The 23,398-nt window shown below is 61.8% G+C and carries 22 protein-coding genes; 13 read left to right on the top strand and 9 right to left on the bottom strand.

What is annotated here, in order from left to right:
* The first annotated feature begins 74 nt into the window (after nucleotides 1-74).
* A complete protein-coding gene (locus B0B52_RS06260) occupies nucleotides 75-818 on the top strand; it encodes a flavin reductase family protein (protein ID WP_077592755.1) in 744 nt (247 codons plus the stop codon).
* Between the two features lie 216 nt (nucleotides 819-1,034).
* On the opposite strand, the gene B0B52_RS06265 is transcribed toward B0B52_RS06260, so the two are convergent.
* Together B0B52_RS06265 and B0B52_RS06270 are read right to left on the bottom strand one after the other, a co-directional pair.
* The gene (locus tag B0B52_RS06265; RefSeq protein ID WP_077592756.1) at nucleotides 1,035-1,550 is read right to left on the bottom strand and encodes a DUF3237 domain-containing protein; all 516 of its coding nucleotides are present in this window, start codon (nucleotides 1,548-1,550) and stop codon (nucleotides 1,035-1,037) included.
* A 10-nt stretch (nucleotides 1,551-1,560) separates the two neighbouring features.
* Nucleotides 1,561-1,959 (bottom strand): nuclear transport factor 2 family protein, encoded by a 399-nt coding sequence (locus B0B52_RS06270; protein WP_077592757.1) that lies wholly within the window; start codon nucleotides 1,957-1,959, stop codon nucleotides 1,561-1,563.
* A gap of 140 nt (nucleotides 1,960-2,099) precedes the next feature.
* On the opposite strand from B0B52_RS06270, the gene B0B52_RS06275 reads away from it, so the two are divergent.
* The 9 genes from B0B52_RS06275 (at nucleotide 2,100) to B0B52_RS06315 (ending at nucleotide 11,822) form a co-directional block, all read left to right on the top strand.
* Nucleotides 2,100-2,618, top strand: coding sequence for a helix-turn-helix domain-containing protein (locus B0B52_RS06275; RefSeq protein WP_139351833.1), 519 nt, complete (start codon nucleotides 2,100-2,102; stop codon nucleotides 2,616-2,618).
* Nucleotides 2,619-2,897: 279 nt separating this feature from the next.
* Nucleotides 2,898-3,602 (top strand): TetR/AcrR family transcriptional regulator, encoded by a 705-nt coding sequence (locus tag B0B52_RS06280; RefSeq protein WP_077592759.1) that lies wholly within the window; start codon nucleotides 2,898-2,900, stop codon nucleotides 3,600-3,602.
* Nucleotides 3,599-4,483: an SDR family oxidoreductase gene (locus tag B0B52_RS06285; RefSeq protein ID WP_077592760.1), complete on the top strand. Its 885-nt coding sequence runs from the start codon at nucleotides 3,599-3,601 to the stop codon at nucleotides 4,481-4,483. The genes B0B52_RS06280 and B0B52_RS06285 overlap by 4 nt, the downstream gene beginning before the upstream one ends.
* A complete protein-coding gene (locus B0B52_RS06290) occupies nucleotides 4,480-6,123 on the top strand; it encodes an acyl-CoA carboxylase subunit beta (protein ID WP_077592761.1) in 1,644 nt (547 codons plus the stop codon). Before B0B52_RS06285 ends, B0B52_RS06290 begins: the two co-directional genes overlap by 4 nt.
* A 24-nt stretch (nucleotides 6,124-6,147) precedes the next feature.
* On the top strand, nucleotides 6,148-7,329 hold the full coding sequence (locus tag B0B52_RS06295) for an acyl-CoA dehydrogenase family protein (RefSeq protein WP_077592762.1): 1,182 nt from the start codon (nucleotides 6,148-6,150) through the stop codon (nucleotides 7,327-7,329).
* Nucleotides 7,330-7,340: 11 nt separating this feature from the next.
* Nucleotides 7,341-8,129, top strand: a complete 789-nt coding sequence (locus B0B52_RS06300) for an enoyl-CoA hydratase/isomerase family protein (protein WP_077592846.1) — start codon at nucleotides 7,341-7,343, stop codon at nucleotides 8,127-8,129.
* An 11-nt stretch (nucleotides 8,130-8,140) separates the two neighbouring features.
* On the top strand, nucleotides 8,141-10,162 hold the full coding sequence (locus B0B52_RS06305; protein WP_168173484.1) for a biotin carboxylase N-terminal domain-containing protein: 2,022 nt from the start codon (nucleotides 8,141-8,143) through the stop codon (nucleotides 10,160-10,162).
* Nucleotides 10,159-11,319, top strand: a complete 1,161-nt coding sequence (locus tag B0B52_RS06310; RefSeq protein WP_077592763.1) for an acyl-CoA dehydrogenase family protein — start codon at nucleotides 10,159-10,161, stop codon at nucleotides 11,317-11,319. Before B0B52_RS06305 ends, B0B52_RS06310 begins: the two co-directional genes overlap by 4 nt.
* On the top strand, nucleotides 11,316-11,822 hold the full coding sequence (locus tag B0B52_RS06315; protein ID WP_077592764.1) for a thioesterase family protein: 507 nt from the start codon (nucleotides 11,316-11,318) through the stop codon (nucleotides 11,820-11,822). Before B0B52_RS06310 ends, B0B52_RS06315 begins: the two co-directional genes overlap by 4 nt.
* A 55-nt stretch (nucleotides 11,823-11,877) precedes the next feature.
* On the opposite strand, the gene B0B52_RS06320 is transcribed toward B0B52_RS06315, so the two are convergent.
* The 7 genes from B0B52_RS06320 to B0B52_RS06350 form a co-directional block, all read right to left on the bottom strand.
* Nucleotides 11,878-13,035 (bottom strand): ABC transporter substrate-binding protein, encoded by a 1,158-nt coding sequence (locus tag B0B52_RS06320; RefSeq protein ID WP_077592765.1) that lies wholly within the window; start codon nucleotides 13,033-13,035, stop codon nucleotides 11,878-11,880.
* 366 nt (nucleotides 13,036-13,401) lie between these two features.
* The gene (locus B0B52_RS06325) at nucleotides 13,402-14,628 is read right to left on the bottom strand and encodes an ABC transporter substrate-binding protein (protein ID WP_077592766.1); all 1,227 of its coding nucleotides are present in this window, start codon (nucleotides 14,626-14,628) and stop codon (nucleotides 13,402-13,404) included.
* A 142-nt stretch (nucleotides 14,629-14,770) separates the two neighbouring features.
* Nucleotides 14,771-16,627, bottom strand: a complete 1,857-nt coding sequence (locus B0B52_RS06330) for a long-chain fatty acid--CoA ligase (RefSeq protein WP_077592767.1) — start codon at nucleotides 16,625-16,627, stop codon at nucleotides 14,771-14,773.
* 130 nt (nucleotides 16,628-16,757) lie between these two features.
* On the bottom strand, nucleotides 16,758-17,555 hold the full coding sequence (locus tag B0B52_RS06335; protein ID WP_077592768.1) for an ABC transporter ATP-binding protein: 798 nt from the start codon (nucleotides 17,553-17,555) through the stop codon (nucleotides 16,758-16,760).
* A complete protein-coding gene (locus B0B52_RS06340) occupies nucleotides 17,552-18,385 on the bottom strand; it encodes an ABC transporter ATP-binding protein (protein ID WP_077592769.1) in 834 nt (277 codons plus the stop codon). Before B0B52_RS06340 ends, B0B52_RS06335 begins: the two co-directional genes overlap by 4 nt.
* Nucleotides 18,386-18,581: 196 nt before the next feature.
* Nucleotides 18,582-19,658: a branched-chain amino acid ABC transporter permease gene (locus B0B52_RS06345; RefSeq protein ID WP_077592770.1), complete on the bottom strand. Its 1,077-nt coding sequence runs from the start codon at nucleotides 19,656-19,658 to the stop codon at nucleotides 18,582-18,584.
* Nucleotides 19,659-19,776: 118 nt separating this feature from the next.
* Complete coding sequence (locus B0B52_RS06350) at nucleotides 19,777-20,673, bottom strand: branched-chain amino acid ABC transporter permease (RefSeq protein ID WP_077592771.1); 897 nt, start codon at nucleotides 20,671-20,673, stop codon at nucleotides 19,777-19,779.
* A 123-nt stretch (nucleotides 20,674-20,796) separates the two neighbouring features.
* Between B0B52_RS06350 and B0B52_RS06355 the strand changes: the two genes are divergently transcribed.
* Genes B0B52_RS06355 through B0B52_RS06365 form a run of 3 tightly spaced genes read left to right on the top strand, consistent with a single transcriptional unit; the run spans nucleotide 20,797 to nucleotide 23,374 of the window.
* The gene (locus B0B52_RS06355) at nucleotides 20,797-22,191 is read left to right on the top strand and encodes an acyclic terpene utilization AtuA family protein (protein ID WP_077592772.1); all 1,395 of its coding nucleotides are present in this window, start codon (nucleotides 20,797-20,799) and stop codon (nucleotides 22,189-22,191) included.
* Nucleotides 22,188-22,577, top strand: coding sequence for a hypothetical protein (locus tag B0B52_RS06360; RefSeq protein WP_077592773.1), 390 nt, complete (start codon nucleotides 22,188-22,190; stop codon nucleotides 22,575-22,577). Before B0B52_RS06355 ends, B0B52_RS06360 begins: the two co-directional genes overlap by 4 nt.
* Nucleotides 22,574-23,374: a crotonase/enoyl-CoA hydratase family protein gene (locus B0B52_RS06365; protein ID WP_077592774.1), complete on the top strand. Its 801-nt coding sequence runs from the start codon at nucleotides 22,574-22,576 to the stop codon at nucleotides 23,372-23,374. The genes B0B52_RS06360 and B0B52_RS06365 overlap by 4 nt, the downstream gene beginning before the upstream one ends.
* Nucleotides 23,375-23,398: the final 24 nt, after the last annotated feature.

The following is a 23,398-nucleotide window of genomic DNA, read 5'->3' on the forward strand; positions in this document are numbered from 1 at the left end:
CCGGAAGCGGCGCGTCAAGTTGCCCGAGCCATCCTAAGCTTGCGGCTCACTCCTCCAACTTCACGGACACATTCATGCATCACGCCATCGAACCTTCCATTCATTACTGGGGCACGCCCGTTGTATTGATCAGCACCCTCAATGAAGACGGCAGCACCAACCTCGCACCCATGTCGTCGGCCTGGTGGCTGGGCTGGAGCTGCATGTTGGGCCTGGATGCCAGCTCAAAAACCACCGAGAATCTCAGGCGTTCCGGGGAGTGTGTGCTGAACCTGCCGTCGGACACGATGGTGGAAGCAGTGAACGGGCTTGCACTCACCACAGGCAGCCCCGCCGTTCCGCTGCATAAAAAGCTGCTGGGCTACCGCCACGTTTCCGACAAGTTTGAAGCTGCGGGTCTTACGCCGACGCCATCGATGGTCGTCACACCGCAGCGGGCGCATGAATGTCCCGTGCAGATGGAAGCGGTGGTGGAAGATATCCGGCCGTTCGCAGGCGGTGACCCACGAATGGGCGTGCCGGCGGTATGTGTGGAGGTGCGTATCGTCAAAGTACATGTGCTTTCAGACATCCTCATGGCAGGGCACGAGCACCGGATCGACCCCGACCAGTGGCACCCGCTCCTGATGAGTTTTCGGGAGCTGTATGGGCGAGGGGAGAAACTGCAGAAGTCGCGCCTGGCGCGTGGCCCGGAAGAGGCCTATGCGCCGTGGAAGCACACCGGCATCAAGGGCCTGGCCGGCAAGGCCCTGGTCGCCTGGTCGCGTCACCGGTATGGCGGCAGTGAGCAGCCGGCGGGCGCGGATACTCACTCCTGACAGCTTGTCGCAGAGTCTCGGTTCAGTACGAACTGAGCTTGGAGCGGCCAATGCCGAGTCCCTGACCGCGGACTCGTCAAGGCCTGCAACGCATCGCGCATTATGGCCAGCTGTCTGAGCGCCGTGGCAGCACGCTAGCAAGGATCTTTCATGCGGGAGCGAAGCTTGAGACTGGGCCCTGCGCAGCACTGCTCTTCGCGCTCTGCGCAGGTCATGTCACAGGATGCAATACATCCGATGATCGATGCGGCCGGGGCCGTATTCGCCGTAGCCGACGGTGACCATTCCGGAAAGCCACGCGTAGCGCTCGTCGGACGTCTCAAACCTGGGCGTTGGACGGATGTATGTTTCATCAAAGGACAGCCGCTCGCCCTTGGCCAGACGCTGACGGCCATCCGCCGGGTACCTGAGGAGGCCTTGCGAGTCATAGTGAATGAGAACGCCATCATGGGTGCGCAGGGTGGCGCGAACATCCATGCGGCTGATCCCGTCAGCACCGACGTGGACCCAATCGCCGCCGCCCGGCAGCATTTCGCCCCGGAAGCGGGGGCCTTCGAAACGCCCGCCCTTGACCACGAAGGTCAAGCGGGTGCCGAGATGGGTCTTGATCACCTGGCCGAGCTCCAGGTCGATGCTGAGATCACATAGATGTTCGACCGGCAGCGCGTTGATCAATGGTCGATCGAACAACGGTGTCACGGGAGCGGCGGTGGAGGTTTTTGCGGTCGTCATGTCTTTATCCTCATTTCGCTTCGAGTGCTGCTTTGACTTGAGCAAAATCGAAGAAGGTATCTTTCCTTGTGACAAGTCCAGCGCCATCCACTTCCACAACATCGAGCGCATGGAACTTTTTGGGCTCTTTCCCGTGCGGTTGGAACGTTAGATCCCAATCGAGTGTCCAGTGCTTGTCGCCAAGAAGAAGGCGGCGTATCTCGACGCCGAAATTGGGATAGAGCTCAAACACCCCGGCGAACTCTTTGAGTAGCGCAGCCTTGCCCTTGACCTCTCCGCTGCGACCATGCGCCTGGAAGGTCGAGTCAGGCGCGTGTAGCGCGACAATCGCCTCGGGATCGTGGGCGATCCACGCCGCAGCGTAGCGGTCGGCGATGGCAGCAAGATTTTGTTTGGTATGTTCAGACATGTGAAACCTTTCAATATCAATGGAACCCATTCGCGGTGCATCAGCTGATTCCGCGGTTCGCGAGTAATTTGTATGTGTCTCGGGAACATTTGCAACTATAACTATGATTTTCATAGGCACAAGAGGGTATGATAAAAAAAATGTCTCAAAATGCCTCGCCGTCGTCCTCTGCAGGACCGAACACCCTCTGCCCGATCGCGCTGGCTCAGGAGGTCGTGGGTGACCGTTGGACGGTTTTGGTTCTTCGCGAATTGTTCCTCGGGAACCATCGCTTCGAGGACATTCAGACGCAGACGCAAGCCACTCCACAGATGATGGCGAGTCGCCTGAAGAAGCTGGAATCGGACGGAATGATCGAACGCCGGCCCTACAACCAGAGGCCTTTGCGGTATGAGTACCACCTCACCGAGATGGGCATCGCGTTTTATCCCGTGTTTCTGGCATTGCGCGCGTGGGGCGAGACCTGGTGCAAGCCCAGGAAGCAGGGGGTTGCCATTCATTACACCCATATCCCGTGCGGAAAAAATCCAGGATTGGGTACCGTGTGTCAGGAATGCGGGGTCGTGTTGCGCAGGGAAGAGCTTTCCGCGACGCTGAGCAAATCGTTCGTTGCGGAGCGCCAGAAGCGCAAAGAGGCCTTCAAAGGCAACCAGGTCTGATCGTTGGTCTCGTCCGCGCCGACCGTGAATACGGTTGTGACAGCTGATCGAACGGTAAATTTCCCTTCCCAACTGATCCCCAACACTTCGGGAAGGATTTGGTCGCCTGGTCGCGTCACCGGTACGGCTGCAGTGAGCAGCCGGCGGGCGCGGATACGGGGTCCTGGCAGCTTCTCGCAGAGGGGGATATTGCTGCCAGTCCGACGGGTTGTCCGGGCGGTTTATTTTTACAAAGCAACCGCTTGCTAAAAATAGAAGGTTTTGCTATGGTTGGCTCCAATGGACAAGATCGCAGCGACCACCCACCCCCAGCCCCGGCAAGCCCCATCGGCTGAAAAAAGGCCGCGCGGCCGTCCGCGCAAAACCATCGACGAACGCGATGACGGCAATCGCCGGGTCGAGCTGGTCAATGCCGCCGCGAAGTTGTTCCGGCGCAAGGGGTTCGACGCCACCAGCACGCGCGACATCGCGGCCGCCGTGGGCATGCACAGCGGCTCGCCTTTCTACCATTTCAAAAGCAAAGGCGCGCTGTTGCATGCGGTGATGGACGAAGGCATGCGTTCGGCCATCCTGCGGCAGACGGCAGCGCTGGAAGCAGCGGCGCAGGCCGCGCCCGACGCATCGGCCCTGCTGCGGGTGCTGATCCGCAACCATTTTGATGTGCTGCTGGGACCGGGCAGCGATTTCATTCCCGTGATGCTGTACGAGTCGCGTTCCATCACGGCCAAGCAGCGGGCTTCGCTGGCCAGGCTGCAAGGCGACTACGAATCGGTCTGGGAGCCCGTGCTCCAGGCGCTCAGCAGCGAGGGCAGGCTGCAGTGTCCGGTGAAGCTGGCCCGCCTGCTGATCTTCGGGGCGCTGAACTGGTCGGTGCAATGGTTCGATGCCAGAAAAGGCGCGTCGCTGGATGAACTGGCCGATGCGGCAATGGCGCTGTTTATCGGGGAAAGCCCGCAGAAACCCATGGGGAGGACCCGCGCATGAGTTACCAATCGGTGTTCAGCCCCGGCCTGTTTGCCGGCAAGGTGGTGGTGGTCACGGGCGGGGGCTCCGGCATTGGCCGCTGCACCGCGCATGAACTGGCAGCGCTGGGAGCCCACGTGGTGTTGATCGGGCGCAAACTTGCCAAGCTGCATGACGTGGCCGGCGAAATTGTGGCCGCCGGTGGCCGCGCCAGTTTTCACCCCTGCGATATTCGCCAGGAAGAAGCGGTGCAAAGCACGGTGGCGGCCATCGTGCTGGCCCACGGCCGCATCGACAGCCTGGTCAACAACGCCGGCGGGCAATACATCACGCCGCTGGAAAGCATCAGCGCCAAAGGCTGGGAAGCGGTGATCAACACCAACCTGACCGGCGGCTTCCTGATGGCGCGTGAGTGCTATTTGCAGTCCATGGCGGCGCACGGCGGAAGTGTCGTCAACATCGTTGCAGACTTCTGGGGCTCGATGCCGTCCATGGGCCACAGCGGCGCGGCGCGGGCCGGCATGGTCAGCTTCACCGAAACGGCCGCTGCCGAATGGGCGCACAGCGGTGTGCGCGTGAATGCGGTAGCGCCCGGCTACATCGCCTCCAGCGGCATGGACCACTACCCGCCGGAAGCCGGTGAGATGCTGCGCGAGATGCGCAAAACCGTTCCGCTGGGCCGCTTCGGCACCGAAGCGGAAACCTCGGCCGCCATTGTGTTTCTGCTGAGCCCGGCTGCCAGTTTCATCAGCGGCACCACCTTGCGTGTCGACGGCGCGCGGCCGCAGGCCCGCATGGGCTGGCCGATGCGCTTGCCCGATGCCGAGGCACAGCAGCGCGATGCGGTCAAGCCGTTTGACGGCTTTCATCTGGCCAGCACACCCAAGATCTTTAAGTCATGACTGTTTTTCAATCCGCCTGGAACGCGCAGGGCAGTGTGGCCGCGCAAAGGCGCGAAGCCATGCTGACCCGGATCGCGGCACTGCGCGGACTGGAGGCGCGTGCTGCGCAGGCCTCGGAAAAATCAAAGCCGGTGTTTGACAAGCGCGGCCAGCTGCTGCCGCGTGAACGTGTGGCCTTGCTGCTGGACGCGGGGGCACCTTACCTTCCGCTTTGTTCTCTGGCCGGCTTCATGCAGGACAACAAGGACCCTGTGCAGTCGGTGCCTGGCGGCGGCATTGTGGCGGGTATTGGTTTTATCGAAGGCGTGCGCTGCATGGTGGTGGCCAGCGACTCCGGTATTGAGGCGGGTGCCATCCAGGCCATGGGGCTGGAGAAGATTTTGCGCGTGCAGGAAATCGCGCTGCAAAACAAGCTGCCATTCATTCACCTGGTGGAGAGTGCCGGCGCCAACCTGATGCGTTACCGCGTGGAAGGCTTTATTCATGGCGGCGCGCTGTTCCGCAACCTGGCACGCCTGTCGGCCGCGGGCATTCCCGTCATCACCGTGCAGCATGGCTCAGGCACGGCCGGTGGTGCCTACATGCCGGGCCTGAGTGATGTGGTCATCATGGTGCGGAACCGCTCGCGCGCTTTCCTGGCAGGGCCGCCGCTGTTGATGGCGGCCACCGGCGAGGTGGCGACCGAGGAAGAGCTGGGTGGTGCCGAGATGCATACCGGTGTGTCCGGCTTGGGCGAGCAACTGGCCGAAGATGACCGGCAGGCGCTGGGCCTGGCCCGGCAGCATGTGGCCCGGACTGCATGGTCAAATCGGGCTCCAGCCCTTATGAATCGGGCGCAAGCAGCTACTAATTCAGGAGCAAGCGAGCCGTTGTACCCCGCCGATGATCTGCTTGGGCTAATGGCCGATGACTTACGCCAGCCTGTGGACATGCAGGAGGTGATGGCGCGCCTGGTTGATGGCTCGGACTTCCTGCCCTTCAAGGCCCTCTACGGCGCGGCCACGTTGTGTGTGCAGGCGTCGATAGGCGGCCATGCGGTGGGCATCATCAGCAACAACGGCCCCATTGACGTGGCCGGCGCCAACAAGGCCACGCATTTCATCCAGATGATGTGCCAGCTGGGCCATCCCATCGTCTACCTGCAGAACACCACCGGCTACATGGTCGGCAAGGACAGCGAGCAGGGCGGCATGATCAAACACGGCTCCAAGATGATCCAGGCGGTGACCAACGCGACTGTGCCGCAGATCACCATTCAGTGCGGCGCTTCGTTCGGCGCCGGCAACTATGGCATGTGCGGGCGCGCTTATGCACCGCGCTTCCTGTTCAGCTGGCCGAGTGCCAAAACCGCGGTGATGGGTGGCGAGCAGGCGGCGCGCACCATGCAGATCGTCACCGAGGCCGCGATGGTTCGCAAGGGCATCCCTGTTGATGCCGCGCAGTCGCAGGCGCAGTTTGACAAGATCGTCGCCGTGTTCGAAGCGCAAGCCGATGCCTTCTACACCTCGGGTCTGCTGCTCGATGACGGTGTGATCGATCCGCGCGATACGCGAGCGGTGCTGGTGCAGTGTCTGGCCATGTGCGCCGAGGCCGAAGCCCGCCAATTGCGGCCCATGCAGTTTGGCGTGGCACGCATGTGAGGCGAATTCCCCAAGGAGACAAAAATGCAATACAACCACGAACACCTGGAAATCCAGAAAACCCTGAAGCGTTTTATTGATGCCGAAATCAACCCGCATGTCGACGAGTGGGAAGCATCTGAAATTTTTCCGGCCCATGAAGTTTTCAAGAAACTCGGCAATCTGGGCCTGCTGGGCCTGACCAAACCCGAAGAATACGGCGGCGCGGGGCTGAACTATTCCTACGGCGTGGCCATGGCCGAGGCCCTGGGCCACATCGACTGCGGCGGCGTTCCCATGGCCATTGGTGTGCAGACAGACATGTGTACGCCGGCGCTGGCGCGTTTCGGCAGCGACGAGCTCAAGCGCGAATTTCTTGCTCCCGCGATTGCGGGCGACATGGTTGGCTGCATCGGCGTGAGCGAGCCGGGCGCCGGCAGCGACGTGGCGTCCATCAAGAGCCATGCGCGCAAAGATGGCGGCGACTACGTGATCAGCGGCCAGAAGATGTGGATCACCAACAGCCTGCAGGCCGACTGGATGTGCATGCTGGTCAACACCGGCGAGGGCCCGCAGCACAAGAACAAAAGCCTGGTGATGGTGCCCATGCGCGAGAAGGGCAAGCTGCGCAAGGGCATTGAGGTCGGAAAGAAGATCAAGAAGATCGGTATGAATGCCAGCGACACCGGCCTGATTTATTTCGACGAGGTACGCGTGCCGCAGCGCTACCTGATAGGCGCAGAAGGCTCGGGCTTCATGTATCAGATGATGCAGTTCCAGGAAGAACGGCTCTGGTGCGCGGCCAGCTGCATCCAGTCGCTCACCAACTGCATTGACTGGACGGTGGAGTGGGCGCATGACCGGAAATTGTTCGGCGCCACGCTGGCCGACCAGCAGTGGGTGCAGTTCAAGCTGGCCGAAATGAAAACCGAAGTCGAAGGCCTGCGCGCCATGACTTACCGCGCTTGCGAACTCTATGTGCAAGGCCAGGACGTGACCGAACTGGCCTCCATGGCCAAGCTCAAGGCCGGGCGCCTGAACCGCCTGGTGCCCGACACCTGTTTGCAGTTCTGGGGCGGCATGGGTTTCACCTGGGAGAACAAGGTGGCCCGCATGTTCCGCGACGGCCGACTGGCCTCCATAGGCGGCGGCGCCGACGAAGTGATGATGGGCATCATCGCCAAGTACATGGGTTTGTCCAAAAGCAGCAAAAAGCCTGCGGCCTGATGGACAGCGCCATGACAGGCAAGCTGCAGGTCACCCGTTCCGGCGAAACCGAACACTGGACCCTCCACGACCCGACCACGCGCAATGCATTGACCGGCGAACTGGTTGATGCACTGGTACAGGCTTGCGAACGCGCCGCACAGGACAAGGCCTTGCGCTTTGTTGTGCTGCAAGGCAGCGGCGGCGCTTTTTGCGCGGGTGGCAGCCTGGGTGGTTTTGCGCAATCGATAGGCCAGGCGTTGCCGGTTGGAGAAACAGACCCCTTGATCGCCATGAATGCCGGCTTCGGCAACTTGCTCAATGCCTTGTGCGCGCTGCCGCAAATGCTGCTCGTAGCGGTGGACGGGCCGGCCATGGGCGGGGGCCTCGGGCTGGTGTGTTGCGGCGACTTTGTCCTGGCCACGCCCTCGGCCGTGTTTGCTACGCCGGAAGTAACGCTGGGCATCGTTCCGGCACAGATCGCGCCTTTTGTGCATCGCCGGCTGGGCGACAGGTTGGCGCGGCAGATGATGCTGTCCGCGGAAAAGTATTCCGCGCAGCAGGCCTTGACGCTGGGGCTGGTGGACCAGGTGGCCGATGACCTGCCGCCTGCGGTGGCCCAGCAGATCGCCATGCTGCGCCGTGCAGCACCAGGCGCCGTCGCCTATACCAAGGCCCTGCTTCATATGCTCAATCAGGCCCCAGCCCAGGACCTGACTGCGCAAGCGGCTATCAAATTCGCAGCAAGCTTGCGCAGCGCCGAGGCCGCCGAAGGTTTGGCGGCGTTTGCTGGCAAGCGCAAACCCGGGTGGGCGGCATGACGGGCACAAACATTCGCCGCCTGCTGATCGCCAACCGCGGTGAAATCGCGCGCCGCATCATCCGAACCGCCCACCGCATGGGCATGGCCACGGTCGCGGTGTATTCCGATGCGGACGCAGAGGCCCTGCATGTGCAGGAAGCAGGCAGCGCAGTCGCGTTGGGTGGCACGCTGTCGGCCGACTCCTATTTACGCATCGACAAGCTGCTGGCTGCGGCCAGGGCGGCAGGTGCCGACGCGGTGCACCCGGGCTACGGCTTCCTGAGCGAAAACGCCGACTTTGCGCAGGCGGTGCTGGACGCCGGGCTGATCTGGGTCGGCCCACCACCGGCCGCCATTCGCGCGTTGGGCAACAAGGCCAGCGCCAAGGAATTGTCGCTCGCAAGGAAGGTGCCTTGCCTGCCGGGCTACCAGGGGGCCGACCAGTCGGACGCTCGCTTTGGCGCGGAAGCCGAACGCATCGGCTATCCGGTGATGGTCAAGGCCACGGCGGGTGGCGGAGGCCGCGGCATGCGCCTGGTGCTGGAGCCGTCCCAACTGCAGGCAGCGCTGGCAAGTGCACGTTCCGAAGCCTTGTCGTCTTTCGGCAGCGACGAGCTGCTGGTTGAGCGCGCTCTCTTGAGCCCGCGCCATGTCGAAGTGCAGGTGTTTGCCGATGCGCACGGCCATTGCATTCATCTGGGCGAGCGCGATTGCTCGGTGCAGCGGCGCCACCAGAAGCTGGTTGAAGAGTCGCCAAGTCCCGCAGTGAACGCTGACTTGCGCGAACGCATGGGCGCCTGTGCGGTGGCACTGGCTCAGGCGGCCGGGTATGTGGGTGCCGGCACAGTGGAATTCCTGGTGGAACTCCCCTCTTCACCAGCCGGGGCCGCGGAACCGGCTTCGCCGGGCCGCAGGCGCAGCGCCCCCTCGGGGGGCAGCGAACCACACGCAGTGGGGAGCGTGGGGGCTAACTTCTATTTGATGGAAATGAATACACGGCTTCAGGTGGAGCATCCTGTTACGGAAGCCGTGACCGGCCTGGACCTGGTGGAGTGGCAGTTACGCGTTGCGCAGGGCGAGGCATTGCCGCTGCGCCAGGAGGAGGTGGTTTTCCGTGGGCACGCTATCGAAGTACGCCTGTGCGCCGAGGACGACAACTTTGCACCGCATGCCGGTCGGGTTCAACATTTCATCGAGCCTGGGCATGCGCGTTTTGACCATGCGCTGCAGGCCGGTGGCGAGGTCACGCCGTTTTATGACTCCATGCTCGGCAAGCTGATCGTGCACGCCGCCACGCGGGACGAGGCCATCAGCCGGCTGGTGGCAGCACTGGACGGCACGCAGGTGCTGGGCTTGCCTACCAATCGTGCCTTTCTGGCAGCCTGTTTGGGGCATCAGGTGTTCCGCGCAGGCCTGGCGCTGATTCCTTTCCTGGCCGAACACGGTGACAGCATCCGCGCAAGCCTGCAGGAGCAGCAGGCGCAGGTGTTGCTGCCTGCCGTGCTGGGTCTGCACTTTGGCGACGGTGCGGCGCAGTCCTTGCCATGCCCGTTTGGCAAAACCCTGCGCGTTTTGCACGGCGAGCAGGTATTCGCCGTCCGCGTGACGGAAACCGGCCAAGGTCGGCTGGAGGTTTCGGTCGGTTCGGCGCAGCACGCGGCCAGCTGTGTGCGGGTCGGCCCCGGGCAGATGCGGGTCACGGTCGACGGTCTTGGGAGCATGGTTCAGGCCTGCCGGGTAAGCGATGGGCGCTGGCATGTGCAGGTCGGTGCCATCGACGTCTGGCTGCAGGACGCGAGTTTCGAACCCGCGGCCGGGACTTCCTCCGGCAGCCAGGCGATGGAACTGAAGGCCCCCTTCAATGGCAAGGTGATCGCGGTCAAGGTGGCTGCCGGGGCATCGGTCAAGCGCGGCGACACGCTGCTGGTGATTGAGTCGATGAAGCTCGAACACGCGGTCTGTGCGACGCGTGATGCCATCGTGGCCACGGTTGCGGTACAGCCCGGCCAGCAAACGGCACCGGGCCAGGTCTTGTTGAGGTTTGAAGCATGAACATTTCCTCCAGCGATCTTGACGCACTGGCCGACCTCGGCGAGTCGGTCAAACGTTTTGCCCAGCGCGAAATTGCACCGCATGTCAGCCAGTGGGACGATGCCGGCGAATTTCCGCATGCCCTTTACCGCCAGGCAGCTGAAATGGGCCTGCTGGCACTCGGTTATCCGGAAGCGCTGGGCGGCACCCCGGCTTCGTGGCGCCTGCGCAATGCGATGACTCTGGCTTTGTGCCGTTACGGCGGCAGCGGTGGCGTGCTGGCCAGCCTTTTTTCACACAATATCGGCCTGCCGCCGGTGCTGGCCCATGGATCAATGGCCCTGCAGCAGGCGGTGATTCCACCGGTATTGCGCGGTGAAAAAATTGCAGCGCTGGCGATTACCGAACCCGGTGGCGGTTCGGACGTTGCGGCGCTGCGCACCACAGCGCGGCGCGATGGCGCCGACTATGTGATCGATGGCGAGAAGGTTTTCATCACCTCGGGCATGCGTGCCGACTTCATCACGGTGGCAGTGCGTACCGGGGAAGCGGGTTCCAAGGGAGCAGGCGGAATTTCAATGATCCTTTTGCCGGGCGACAGTCCGGGCCTGTCCCGCAGCCGGCTGGAGAAAATGGGTTGGTGGTGCTCGGACACAGCCCACTTGCGGTTTGACGGCGTGCGGGTGCCGGCCAGTCATTTGCTCGGCGAAGAGGGCGGCGGCTTCAAGATCATCATGGGAAATTTCAACGGCGAACGCATGGGGATGTCGGCCGCAGCCCTGGGTTTTGCCCAGGCTTGTTACGACGAGGCGCTGGACTGGGCGCGCCAGCGCAAGGCTTTCGGCAGCATGCTGGTCGACAAGCAGGTGATTCGCCACAAGCTGGTGGACATGCAGATGCGTATCGCTTCCACCCAGGCCTGGGTCGATGCGGTGGCGGATCGTGCCGATGCCGGTGATCAGGGCCCTGACTGGGTGGCCCATGTCTGCATGCTGAAGAATCACGCGACGCAAACCATGCAGTTCTGCGCCGACCAGGCGGTGCAGATTCTTGGCGGCATGGGTTTCATGCGCGGCACAAAAAGCGAGCGCATTTACCGCGAAGTCAAGGTCATGATGATTGGCGGTGGCGCCGAGGAGATCATGAAAGACCTCGCTGCACGACAATTGGGTCTATGACGCCTATCCCTCACGCCAGTGCTGGCAATACTGCCAGTGCCGCCATTGAATTCGAGCCCGAGTTCGTTGTCGGCCTGAAAACACTTTTTGAAGAGAGGATTTCCTTCAATCGAGTGCTGGGCTTGAAGATCACCTCGCTCAAGCCCGAGTGCGTCAGCGCGCGCATCACCATGGGCGAGCACCTGATCGGCCACTATGCGCACAATCGCATCCATGGCGGCGTGATCAGCGCGGGCCTGGACGCCATGGGCGGGCTGGCCGTGATGGTCGCCATCGGTGCCCGCCATATGGACGAGTCGCCGCTGCAGCGCCTCCAGCGTTTCAGCAAGCTCGGCACCATCGACCTGCGCGTGGACTACCTGCGCCCCGGCATCGGCGAGTATTTCGAATTGCGGGCCGAAGTCATGCGCCTGGGTTCCCGCGTGGCGTCCACCCGCATGGAGTTTTTGGGCGCCGACGGCAAGCTGCTGTCCACCGGGGCGGGTGCTTACATCGTGTCATAAAAAAAGCCACCCGAAGGTGGCTTTTTTGATGGGAAGGTTGAAATCCGGCTGGCGATTACTTGAAGTATTCGGAAACGGGTTTCCATTTGCCATCGGTAATTTGCGAGAGGCGCGAGGCGTCGCTGCCGAGTCGCTTGGTGGGCGAAAAGCTGGCTGGCGCGCCGCCGAACATGTCCGGTGGGCTGGAGAAGCTGTCCATGACCTTGATGAAGCTGTCGGTTGTCAGGTTGGGGCCGGCCTTCTGGGCCACCTTCACAAACGTGTCGATGATGCTGTAGCCGTAAACCGAGAAGACGGTCGGGTCCTCGTTGAACTTGGTCTTGTACTTGTTGGCCCAGAAACGGATGGGCTGCGATGCCTCGTCGAGGTAGGGGTTTTGCACTGTCATGGTGGCGTACAGGCCGTTCATGGCCGGGCCGCCCAGCTTGTGGATCAGGTCGGTGTAAGACGCGCTGGAGCCGAGAAACACGGGGTTGAAACCGGTTTTGCGTGATTCACCAATGGCGCCAATGGTTTCGCGGATGATGGTGCCGAGCACCACCATGTCGCAGCCGGAAGCTTTCATCTTTGCGACCTGCGACGAGAAATCGGTCGCACCGCGCTTGTAAGAAGTCTTTTCGGCGAATTCCATGCCGATGGACTTCAGGCCTGCCTCGCCGCCGCGCATTACTTCCAGGCCGAACTCGTCGTCCTGGTACATGGTGCAGACCTTTTTGCTGCCTTTTTCCTTGACCATTTTCGGAACCGCATTGCGCATCTGGTCAAAGTAGGTGGCGGCAAAAGAATACTTGAGCTTGTGGAAGGGCTCGTACATCTCGCGTGCCGCGGTGATGGGGAAGAAGTTGATGACGTTCTTGTCGAACTGCACCGGCATGGCGGCCAGGTTCTGCGCGGTGCCGATGTGGCCGACCATCATGAAAATCTTGTCCTGGTTGACCAGCTTCTGGGCGGCCAGCACGGCTTTTTTCGGGTCATAGGCCGAGTCTTCGACGATGATTTTCAGTTTGCGGCCATTGATGCCGCCCTGCTCATTGATTTCGTCAACGCGAAGCAGCATGCCCAGCCGGGCCTGCTTGCCAAAACCAGCAATGGGTCCGGACAGGTCCTGAATCGAGCCCAGGGTGATCTCGGTCTTGCTCACGCCTTGCTGGGCGCCTGCGTAGCCGGTACTGAGCGCCAGGGCGGCCAGTGCCAGGGTGGTTTTGAATTTCATCAATGTCTCCTGTAAAACGAAGGTGTTTGCAGCTTGGCATTCTTAACCTTCGCCCGCGCCTGTCAAGCTGGCGTATTCACTTAGGGAAGCGCTGAACAAATCCCTTGCGGCGCGCGATCAGCCGGGCTCGGGCGGTCTGCTGCGTTGAATTTCTTGCCAATAGCCAGCTATTGGCAAGAAATCTGCCTTGCATCCCATCCCGATCCGGCTGCCGCGCATCCGCCAAGACTTACTCAGCGCTTCCTTAGGGTGCACCTCTGTCATCGCGGTCCGCACCTCCAGGAAAAAGCCGCCCGAAGGCGGCCTTGTCACATGGGCGACCCTGCCTGTCAGGGTTGTTCCTGATCAGGTCGCGGGTACAGATGCCTAGTCCTTGAACTGGTCTGAACCGATCTTCCAGGTCCCGTTCTTCTGCAGCACGGGGCGCAGGCCGTTGAACGCCACGTATTCGGACACCACCTTCCAGCGGCCTTCCTGCAGCTGGGAAAGCCGCGAGAAGTTGTTGCCCAGGCGCTTGGTCGGGCTGAAGCTGGACTCGGCGGTGCCGAACATGTCGCGGGGGATCACCATGGTGTCCATGGCCTTGATGAAGCTGTCGGTCGTGAGGCTTGTACCGGCCTTCTGGGCGCCGCGGATGAACGCGTCGATGGCGGCGTAGCCGTAGACCGAGAACACTGTCGGATCATCGTTGAACCGGGTCTTGTACTTGTTGGCCCAGAAGCGGACAGGCTGTTCGGCGGCATCCAGGTAAGGATGTTGCGAGGTCATGGTGGCAAACAGCCCGTCCATGGCTTTCCCGCCGAGTTTGTGAATCAGGTCGGTGTAGGCGGCGCTGGAGCCGAGAAACACCGGGTTGAATCCGGTCTTGCGCGACTCGCCAATGGTGCCTATGGTTTCGCGGATGATGGTACCCAGCACGACCATTTCACAGCCGGAGGCTTTCATCTTGGCAACCTGGGATGAAAAATCCGTCGCGCCGCGCTTGTACGAGGTCTTTTCGATAAAGGTCGCTCCGATGGTCTTGAGCCCCGCTTCGGCACCGCGCAGCACTTCCTGCCCGAAATCGTCGTCCTGGTAAATGATGCAGGCACTCTTGATGTTTCTGTCCTTCATCAGTTTGGGTGTCGCGATGCGGATCTGGTCGTAGTAGGTTGCGGCGAAGGCGTATTTGAGCCGGTCGAACGGTTCGTACATTTCGCGTGCGGCGGTGATCGGAAAGAAGTTGATGACATTCTTCTCGAATTGCACTGGCATGGCCGCCAGATTCTGCGCTGTGCCGATATGGCCCACCATCATGAAAATTTTGTCCTGGTTGACCAGCTTCTGCGCAGCCAGGATGGCTTTTTTGGGGTCATAACCGGAGTCTTCAATCAACAGTTTGATCTTGCGGCCATTGACGCCGCCTTGCTCGTTGAGTTCTTCCACGCGCAGCATCATCCCCATGCGAATCTGCTTGCCGAAACCGGCCAGCGGCCCGGACAGGTCCTGGATGGAGCCGATGGTGATCTCGGTTTTGGTCACGCCTTGCTGGGCGATGGCATGGCCTGCACTGAGGGTCAGTACGGTCATTGCCGCGATAGTCATGAATCTCATGGAAGTCTCCGGTTGGTGGTCAGGTCGTGGAAAAAAGACGGGTCTTGCGAAAAAAAGCGTGAGATTTTCCACGCCCGGCTTGCAAGCCGGACGGCAGAAAACAGGAAGGGGGAGTGGCCTCCGTCTGAGGCCGCTTTATGCGTTAGCGGTACATCGCTTCGATGGTGTCGGCGTACTTTTTCTCGACCAGCTTGCGTTTGAGCTTCATGGTCGGTGTCAGTTCTTCGTCTTCCGCAGTCAGCTGCGTTTCAAGCAGGAAGAACTTCTTGATCTGCTCGACGCGCGCGAACTTCTTGTTGACGCGGTCCAGCTCGGCCTGGATCAGTTCCTGGACTTCCGTCGAACGCGTCAGGCTCTGGTAATTGCTGAAGGGAACGTCATGGTCTTGCGCATATTTTTCGACGTTTTCCTGGTCGATCATGATGATGGCGGTCAGGTAGGGACGTTTGTCACCGATCACCACGGCATCGGTGATATAGGGCGAAAACTTCAGCTCGTTTTCCAGCTCGCTGGGGGTCACGTTTTTTCCGCCGGCCGTGATGATGATGTCCTTCATGCGGTCGGTGATGCGGTAAAAACCTTCCTCGTCCACGAGACCGACGTCACCGGTGTGCAGCCAGCCATCGGCGTCTATTGTTTCAGCGGTCTTCTCCGGCAGGTTCAGGTAACCCATGAAGACGTTGGTGCCGCGCACCAGGATTTCACCGGTCGCCGGATCCAGCTTGACCTCGTTGTAGCCCGCCGCCGGGCCTATGGAGCCGGGCTTGATGCGGCTGGCCGGAACGCCGGTCGCGGCACCGCAGGTTTCCGTCATGCCCCAGACTTCCAGCATGGGCACACCGAGCGCCATGTACCACTTGACCAGCTCCGGTGAGATGGGGGCGGCGCCGGTCACGCAGAAGCGGGCGCGGTGGATGCCTATCAGCTTGCGCGCGTTGTCCAGTGCGATCCAGCGGGCGATGGTGAACTTCAGCTTGAGCGAGTTGCTCACGGGCTGGCCGGCCATGACCTTGTCGGCAATCTCGCTGCCCACGCCAATCCCCCAGGCGTAAGCGGCCTGCTGCAGCCGGCTGGCTTCCTTGAGGGCGATCATCACTCCCGAGTAGAACTTCTCCCAGACACGCGGCACGGCGGTGAACACCGTGGGCGCGATTTCGCGCACGTTTTCAGGAATGGTTTCAGGGTTCTCGACAAAGTTGAGTTTGGCTCCCGTGTACATGGCGAAATATTCGCCCCCCATGCGCTCGGCAATGTGGCACAGCGGCAGGAAACACATGCGTTCGTCGTTTTCGTCCTGTGCCACCAGCGTGTTGTAGCCGCGTGCAGTGAACACCAGCCCGCGGTGGCTGTGCATGGCCCCCTTGGGCTTGCCGGTGGTGCCCGAGGTATAGACCAGGATGGCCAGGTCTTCGGGCCGGCACGCCTTGACACGCTCCTCGACCGCGCCGGGGTGCGCAGCGAGATAGCTGCGACCGAGTTCGCGCAGGGCCGACAGGCTGATGACATCGGACTCGTCGAGGTCGCGCAGACCTTCCATGTCAAACACCACAATCTTGCGCAGGCCGGGAAGCTGCGCGCGTACTTCAAGCGCCTTGTCCAATTGCTCGTCGTCTTCGACAAACAGGATGCGGGTAGCAGAGTCTTCACAGAGGTAGTGCACCTGGGAGGCGGCGTCGGTCGGGTAAATGCCGTTGGCTACGCCACCGCAGCTGAGCACAGCCAGATCGGCCAGCACCCATTCGATGACGGTATTCGACAGGATGGAGACACATTCGCCGGGCGCAAAACCCAGGCTCATGAGCCCGCCGGCGATTTCGCGCACCGCTTCGCCGGTCTGGTTCCAGGACCAGCTGCGCCAGATGCCGAGTTTTTTCTGGCGCATCCAGACTTTGTCCTGGCGCTGTGCCACACCGTTCCAGAACATGGCCGGAATGGTTTCACCTTCAAGCACCACGCGGGTTGCAGGCTGGATGTGGGAGAGATCCCAAAGATTGCTCATTCGAAACTCCGGTGCCGGTTGGACCCAACTGAATCAATGCGGGGATGCCGCGGAACCGGCTTTGCCGGGCCGCTGGCGTCGTCCCCCAGTGGGGGGAGGCGGCCGCAGGCCGCTTGGGGGGGCGTCTTGCTTACCGCCATGTTTTCTTTTTCTTCCAACGCCGCTCGCTGCGCACGCCGTCTTCTTTCATGCCCAGGTAGAACTCCTTGATGTCTTCCTTTTCCCGCAAGCGGGCACAGGTGTCTTCCATCACGATGCGACCGTTTTCCAGAACGTAGCCGTAGTCGGAGGCGTTCAGGGCCATGTTGGCGTTTTGCTCGACCAGCAAGATGGTGGTGCCGCGTTCGCGGTTGATGCGCACCACGATCTCGAAGATCTCCTTGGTCAGCTTGGGGCTCAGGCCCAGGCTGGGTTCGTCCAGCAGGATCAGGTCGGGCGAGGCCATCAGTGCGCGCGAGATCGAGAGCATCTGCTGCTGGCCGCCCGACAACAAGCCGGCGTCCTGCAGCGCACGCTCGCGCAGGATGGGAAAGTAGCCGAACACCGCTTCGATATCCCGGTTCACGCCGTCGCGGTCTTTGCGCGTATAGGCGCCCATCAGCAGGTTGTCGCGCACGCTGAGCAGCGGGAAGACTTCGCGGCCTTCCGGGACATGGCTCAGGCCCTGCTGCACGATATAGGCCGGGTCCTGTGCGGTGATGTTGCCGCCCTTGAATTCGATCGAGCCCTTGCGCGGGTCGATGATGCCGGAAATGGTTTTCAGGATGGTGGTCTTGCCCGCGCCATTGGAGCCCAGAACGGTCGCAATTTCACCCCGGCGCACCTGGAGGCTGACGCCGCGTATGGCCTTGATGGGGCCGTACGAACTTTCGATATTGAGCAGCTTCAGCACGGGCTGGTCGCTCACTGGTGGAGGTACGGCGCTCATGAGCGGATCTCCCCTCTGTGCAGATTGACCGGCTGGTGCTGCCGGCGCAGCGACGACACGTCATCAATCGAGCCGAGGTAGGCTTCAATCACCCCCGGATCGGTCTGCACTTCGCGCGGAGTGCCCATGGCCAGCACTTCGCCCTGGTTCATGGCCAGCACTCGGTCGGACACCTTGGAGACCAGCGTCATGTCATGCTCCACCATCAGCACGGTGATGCCCAGCTCATTTTTGATGTCCTGGATCCAGAAGGCCATGTCGTCGGTTTCCTCCACATTGAGCCCCGAGGAAGGCTCGTCAAGCAGCAGCAGCTTGGGTTCGGTGCACAGCGCCCGCGCCAGCTCCACCACTTTGCGCACGCCGTAGGGCAGACCGGCAACAAAAGAGTCGCGGTGGTGCTGCAGGTCCAGCAGGTCGATGATCTGTTCGGCTTTTTCGCGTGCCTGCAGTTCGGCTTCGCGCGTTTTTTTCGTGAAGAAGATCTCGCTCCACAGGCCGGTTTGCCTGTGTGTATGCCGGCCGATCAGCAGGTTGTGCAGCACGGTCGCATGCTCGAACAGTTCGATGTTCTGGAAGGTGCGGGCGATGCCGAGCGCAGCAATCTTGTGCGGTGGCTGGTCGGTCAGTTTTTTACCCAGGTAGTCGATCTCACCGGAGGTCGGCGTGTAGATGCGGCTGATCAGGTTGAAGACCGTTGTCTTGCCTGCGCCGTTGGGGCCGATCAGGGTGAAGACTTCGCCTTGCTTGACATCAAAGCTGACATTGTTGACCGCCAGCACGCCGCCAAAGCGGACGCTCAGGTTTTTTGCGGAGAGAAGTACCTCTGTCATGCGATGTGTCCAGGTGCGCGTGTTTTTGCGGGGGCCATCGTGGAACCGGCTCTGCCGGGCCACAGGTGGCGTCCCCTTGAGGGGCTGAGGACCGCGGCTCCAAGCCTGCCTGCGCAGGCTTGGACGGCTCCGAAGAGCCCCCGCGTCTGGCGGTGGCACGGGGCGCCGAAGGGCGCATCGGGGGGGGGCATGATCTTCATTTCAGACGATCCGATTTCTGGAAGGATTTCTGGCGCTTGAACATGCCCTTGCGGTAGAAGGGAAAGGTCTGCAGGTAGGTGCGGATCTTCAGCCAGCGCCCGTACAGACCCAGGGGCTCAAACAGGACAAAGCCAATGAGCACCAGGCCGTACACCAGGCCCTGCAGGCCGGGTGCCTGGCCAATGAAGGCCGGCAGGTAGTCCTTGATCAGGGCAATTGCCTGCGGCATCGAGATGAGGAAAATAGCGCCGAGAAAAGCGCCATGCACCGACCCCAGGCCACCGACCACAATCATGAGCAGAAGGTCGATGGACTGCAGGATGTTGAACTGGTCGGGCGAGATGAACTGCAGCTTGTGGGCATAAAGAGCCCCGGCAATGCCGGCGAGCGCGGCAGACAACGCAAACGACAGCGTCTTGTAGCGGGCCAGGTGAATGCCCATGCTTTGCGCCGAGATTTCGGAGTCGCGAATTGCCACGAAGGCGCGGCCCGTAGGTGAACGCAGCAGATTCAGAATCGCCAGCGTGGCGCCAATGGCAATCACCAGGCAGAGAAAATAGAACTCTTCTCCGCTGCTCAGCTTCCAGCCGAACAGGTCGGGTGCCTTGATGTGGATGCCCGAGTTGCCACCGGTGACCTTTTCCCAGCGCGCAAACACTTCCTCGACGATGAAGCCGAAGGAAAGCGTGGCGATGCCGAGGTAGATACCCTTGACGCGCAGGGCCGGCAGCCCGACCACCAGGCCGACAGCGGCGGACAGCCCCGCAGCGCAGGCGAGTGCAATAGGAAAGGGCACGCCGGCATTGGTCATCACGGCCTGCGTGTAAGCGCCAACCCCAAGAAAGGCGGCATGGCCCAGCGAAAACAGTCCGGTGAATCCAGCCAGCAGCATCAGCCCCAGGCCGGCAATCGAATAGATCAGGATGAAGGTGAGCTGCGCCAGCCAGTATTCGGCGAAGAGCCATGGTGCGGCAACCAGCAGCAGCACCAGCGCGCTGTACCAGAAGATGTGGCCGCCATGCTTGGCAAGATTGATGTCCTGCCCGTAGTCGGTCTTGAAAATGAATCTCATAGCCCCCCCGAAGCGCCTTCGGCGCCTCCCCCCCAGGGGGGCGCCACCTGCGGCCCGGCGAAGCCGGTTCCGCGGTGACTTGGTCTTCTAATCGTGTACGCGTTGCGCTGTTTTTTTGTCATACTTTTTTCCGGAGCTTCTCGCCGAACAGGCCGTTTGGTTTGACCATCAGCATGATCAGCACCACGACGTAGGCGGCGACATCCTTGATGCCGTCAGGAGCGTAAAAGCCGGCCAGCGATTCGACGATGCCGATGATCAGGCCGCCCACAATGGCACCGGGCAGGCTGCCGAAGCCGCCGACCACTGCCGCCGGAAAAGCCTTCAGGCCGATGAAGCCCATGTTGGCGTGCACAAAGGTGATGGGCGCGAGCAGCAGGCCGGCCACGGCAGCCACCGCTGCGGCCAGGCCCCAGACCAGGCCGTTGAGTCGCTTGACGGGAATGCCCATGTAGTAGGCCGCCAGCTGGTTCTGCGACGAGGCCTGCATGGCAATGCCCAGCTTGCTGTATTTGAAGAGCGCAAACAGGATCAAGCACATCACCGCCGTGCTGGCAATGACGACCATCTGTTCAACGTTGAGGATCAGCGCGCCTTGTCCATTGGCACCGCCGCCGATCTGCCAGATCATGTCCTTGTAGGGCACGGGCAGGGTGTGGGTTTCCGTGCCTATGCCGGGGATCATGGTGATCAGGCCGCGTGCCACGTAGCCGACGCCGATGGTCAGCATCACGATGGAAAAAGCCGGTTGGCCCAGGATGGGCCGTATCACCAGCCGCTCGAGCAGCACGCCGAACAGGGCCATGCCGGCGATGGCGCTGAGGATGGCCAGCCAGAACGGAAAGCCCAGCATGGTCATGCAGGCCAGGCCGCCAAAGGCGCCCAGCATCATGAGCTCGCCCTGGGCGAAGCTCACCGTCTCGGTGGCTTTGTAGATGAGAACGAAGCCCAGGGCGATCAGCCCGTAAATGCAGCCTTGCGCTATGCCGCTGATGATCAATTGCAATAACTGCACTTTTACTCCACAATTAATTTTTACAAAGCATGTGCTTTGTAAAAATACCCCAACAATCGGAAGACGGGCGAGCCGCTTTTTTTCTGACTCGAATCTGACGGGAATGATCATGAGCTGCATTCAATGAAAAAATCAATCCGGATTGGTGCCGGGTTGGGTTTCTACGGAGATGCGTGGGAACCAGTGCTCGCAAGCATCGAGCGCGGCGGTGTTCAGTACATCGCCAGCGACCATCTCGCAGAGCTCACCTTGGCCATCCTTCAAAAGGATCTGCAACGCGATGTTTCCCTTGGCTACGCTAGGGATGTGGTGCCCATGCTCATGCGTTTGTGGCCCGCGATGGCGCAGCGAAAAGTGCGCTTTGTCTGCAACGCCGGCGGACTGAATCCGGCCGGTGCGGCGGCCGCTGTTCGGGACGCTTTTTCTGCAAAAGGATGGACTGCGCGCGTCGCCGTTGTGACAGGCGATGAGGTCATGGCGCAGCTCTCCGACCTCGCGCCGGCGCACATGTTTAACGGCGCGCCTTTCGATTCGGTGCGTGAGCGCATGGTGTTCGCCAATGCCTATCTTGGGGCGCGTCCCATTGTCTCCGCATTGCAGCAGGGCGCAGACATTGTGATCACCGGCCGCGTGGCTGATGCCGCGCTTTTTCTCGCGCCGCTGGTGCACGAGTTCAACTGGAACCTTGGGGACAGCGCGACGGCGGCGACATCGGCTGACCTGAATCGCCTGGCGCAGGGTTTGGCCGTGGGTCACCTGCTCGAATGCTCGGGGCAAGGCAGCGGCGGAAACTTCGGCAGCCTTGATGCATGGAAAGCGATTCCTGACCTGGCCCACATCGGTTACCCGATTGCCGAGGTCAGTGAAGACGGCGATGCGGTGATCATGAAAGCACCGGGCACCGGCGGGCGCATCAACTTCGACACCGTGCGCCAGCAGCTGCTGTATGAAGTGCACAACCCGAACCGTTATGTGTCGCCCGACGTGGTGCTGGACCTGTCCACCGTCCAGCTCAAAGACCTGGGCCAGGACCGCGTGCGCATGACCGGCGCCACCGGCCATCCCCGTACCGTCCAGCTCAAGGTGGTCGGCGGCTACCGGGACGGCTTCAAGGCCGAGGTGACCTGGGGCTTCAGCTGGCCCGACGCTTACGACAAGGCGCTGGCGGCGGTGGAGATGGTCAAGAGCCAGCTGGCCGACAAGGCGGTGCCGCATGAAGCGCTGTTTGTCGAGTTTCCGGGTCTCAATTCGGCGCATGGTGCGCTGGCGCCCATGCCTGATGCAGCCGCGCTGGTCGACCTTAACGAGGTCTGGGTGCGCATGGTGCTGCGCACACGGGACAAAAAAGCTGCCGATGGTTTCGGCCGCCTGTTTCCCTGGATGGGCCTGAGCGGGCCGGCCTATACCTGTGGCTTTCACGGCCTGCACAACACCAGCGAGCTGCTGGGTATCTGGCCGGCGCTGATCGACCGCAGCCTTGTCGAGCCGAACACACGCGTGGAGTTGCTGCAAACATGACCACACCCGCTCAAAAAGTACAACTGGTCCGGCTGGCCCACGCGCGCAGCGGCGACAAGGCCGACTGGGTGGACTTCGGGCTGTTTGCCTGGAATGCGGCAGGTTATGCCGTGCTGGCGCGCGAAGTCACGGCGCAACGCGTGCAGGCCCACTTTGCACCCTGGTTGCCCGGTGAAGTCGAATGCTGGTACCTGCCGAATATCCTGGCGATCAAGCTGGTGTTGCACGACGCCTTGCAGGGCGGCGGCGCGCGCAACCTGCGCCTCGACAACCTGGGCAAGTCCATGGCGGCTGCCCTGCTGCGCATGGAAATTGATGTCAACGCCGACGAGCTGGCTGCGTGTCTTGCCGCGCCGCGCGTGGGCTGGTGGGGGGATGACCTATGACAGTTCATATAGAGAAAGACGGCGAGGTGACCATCGTCACCTTGGACCGGCCGGACGTGCGTAACGCGGTGGACAGCGAACATGCCCGCGCCCTGCACGAAGCTTTTCTGGCGTTTGATTCAGACGGCAGTGCGAAGGTGGCGGTGTTCCATGGCGCGCATGGCCATTTTTGCGCCGGCTGGGATTTGCAGTTTGGCGCGAAGATGTTGCACGAATCACGGGAAGGCGGGTCGGACCTGTTTGCCGCGCTGGATTTCCAGGCCGAAGACAGCCAGCCGCTGGGCCCGATGGGGCCGTCCCGCCTGCTGCTGTCCAAGCCGGTGATTGCCGCGGTCAGCGGCGCGGCGGTGGCCGGCGGCATGGAGCTGGCGCTGTGGTGCGACATGCGGGTGATGGACGAAGACGCTTACTTCGGCGTTTACTGCCGCCGCTTCGGGGTGCCGCTGATCGACGGCGGCACAGTGCGCATGCCGCGCCTGGTCGGCATGGGCCACGCGATGGATTTGATTCTGACCGGGCGCAAGGTCGAGGCGATGGAGTCCCTGCAGATGGGTTTGTGCAACCGGGTGGTGCCCACCGGCACCGCACGTGCGGCGGCGCTGGTGTTGGCGCACCAGCTCGCAAAGTTTCCCCAGAAGACCATGCTGGCCGACCGCCAGAGCGCCTATGCGCAGTGGGACTTGCCTTTGCCGCAGGCGCTCAAGCAGGAGTGGGACCGCGGCCGAAACTGCATTGGCGAGGGCATGCAAGGCGCGGCCCGTTTTGCCGCCGGCCAGGGCCGCCATGGCAAGTTTTGATGATGAAATTGCCGCTTTGTCCTT

This window comes from Polaromonas sp. A23 (genome assembly GCF_002001015.1).
Taxonomy (GTDB): Bacteria; Pseudomonadota; Gammaproteobacteria; order Burkholderiales; family Burkholderiaceae_C; genus Polaromonas.

Excerpts from the sequence above, each read along its gene's own strand:
- B0B52_RS06345 (WP_077592770.1), bottom strand. The coding sequence starts at position 19,658 with ATGAGATTCATTTTCAAGACCGACTACGGGCAGGACATCAATCTTGCC.
- B0B52_RS06335 (WP_077592768.1), bottom strand. The coding sequence starts at position 17,555 with ATGAGCGCCGTACCTCCACCAGTGAGCGACCAGCCCGTGCTGAAGCTG.
- B0B52_RS06270 (WP_077592757.1), bottom strand. The coding sequence starts at position 1,959 with ATGTCTGAACATACCAAACAAAATCTTGCTGCCATCGCCGACCGCTAC.
- B0B52_RS06315 (WP_077592764.1), top strand. The coding sequence starts at position 11,316 with ATGACGCCTATCCCTCACGCCAGTGCTGGCAATACTGCCAGTGCCGCC.
- B0B52_RS06325 (WP_077592766.1), bottom strand. The coding sequence starts at position 14,628 with ATGAGATTCATGACTATCGCGGCAATGACCGTACTGACCCTCAGTGCA.
- B0B52_RS06275 (WP_139351833.1), top strand. The coding sequence starts at position 2,100 with ATGTCTCAAAATGCCTCGCCGTCGTCCTCTGCAGGACCGAACACCCTC.
- B0B52_RS06340 (WP_077592769.1), bottom strand. The coding sequence starts at position 18,385 with ATGACAGAGGTACTTCTCTCCGCAAAAAACCTGAGCGTCCGCTTTGGC.
- B0B52_RS06355 (WP_077592772.1), top strand. The coding sequence starts at position 20,797 with ATGAAAAAATCAATCCGGATTGGTGCCGGGTTGGGTTTCTACGGAGAT.
- B0B52_RS06330 (WP_077592767.1), bottom strand. The coding sequence starts at position 16,627 with ATGAGCAATCTTTGGGATCTCTCCCACATCCAGCCTGCAACCCGCGTG.
- B0B52_RS06295 (WP_077592762.1), top strand. The coding sequence starts at position 6,148 with ATGCAATACAACCACGAACACCTGGAAATCCAGAAAACCCTGAAGCGT.
- B0B52_RS06300 (WP_077592846.1), top strand. The coding sequence starts at position 7,341 with ATGACAGGCAAGCTGCAGGTCACCCGTTCCGGCGAAACCGAACACTGG.
- B0B52_RS06265 (WP_077592756.1), bottom strand. The coding sequence starts at position 1,550 with ATGACGACCGCAAAAACCTCCACCGCCGCTCCCGTGACACCGTTGTTC.
- B0B52_RS06260 (WP_077592755.1), top strand. The coding sequence starts at position 75 with ATGCATCACGCCATCGAACCTTCCATTCATTACTGGGGCACGCCCGTT.
- B0B52_RS06360 (WP_077592773.1), top strand. The coding sequence starts at position 22,188 with ATGACCACACCCGCTCAAAAAGTACAACTGGTCCGGCTGGCCCACGCG.
- B0B52_RS06320 (WP_077592765.1), bottom strand. The coding sequence starts at position 13,035 with ATGAAATTCAAAACCACCCTGGCACTGGCCGCCCTGGCGCTCAGTACC.
- B0B52_RS06280 (WP_077592759.1), top strand. The coding sequence starts at position 2,898 with ATGGACAAGATCGCAGCGACCACCCACCCCCAGCCCCGGCAAGCCCCA.
- B0B52_RS06285 (WP_077592760.1), top strand. The coding sequence starts at position 3,599 with ATGAGTTACCAATCGGTGTTCAGCCCCGGCCTGTTTGCCGGCAAGGTG.
- B0B52_RS06310 (WP_077592763.1), top strand. The coding sequence starts at position 10,159 with ATGAACATTTCCTCCAGCGATCTTGACGCACTGGCCGACCTCGGCGAG.
- B0B52_RS06290 (WP_077592761.1), top strand. The coding sequence starts at position 4,480 with ATGACTGTTTTTCAATCCGCCTGGAACGCGCAGGGCAGTGTGGCCGCG.
- B0B52_RS06365 (WP_077592774.1), top strand. The coding sequence starts at position 22,574 with ATGACAGTTCATATAGAGAAAGACGGCGAGGTGACCATCGTCACCTTG.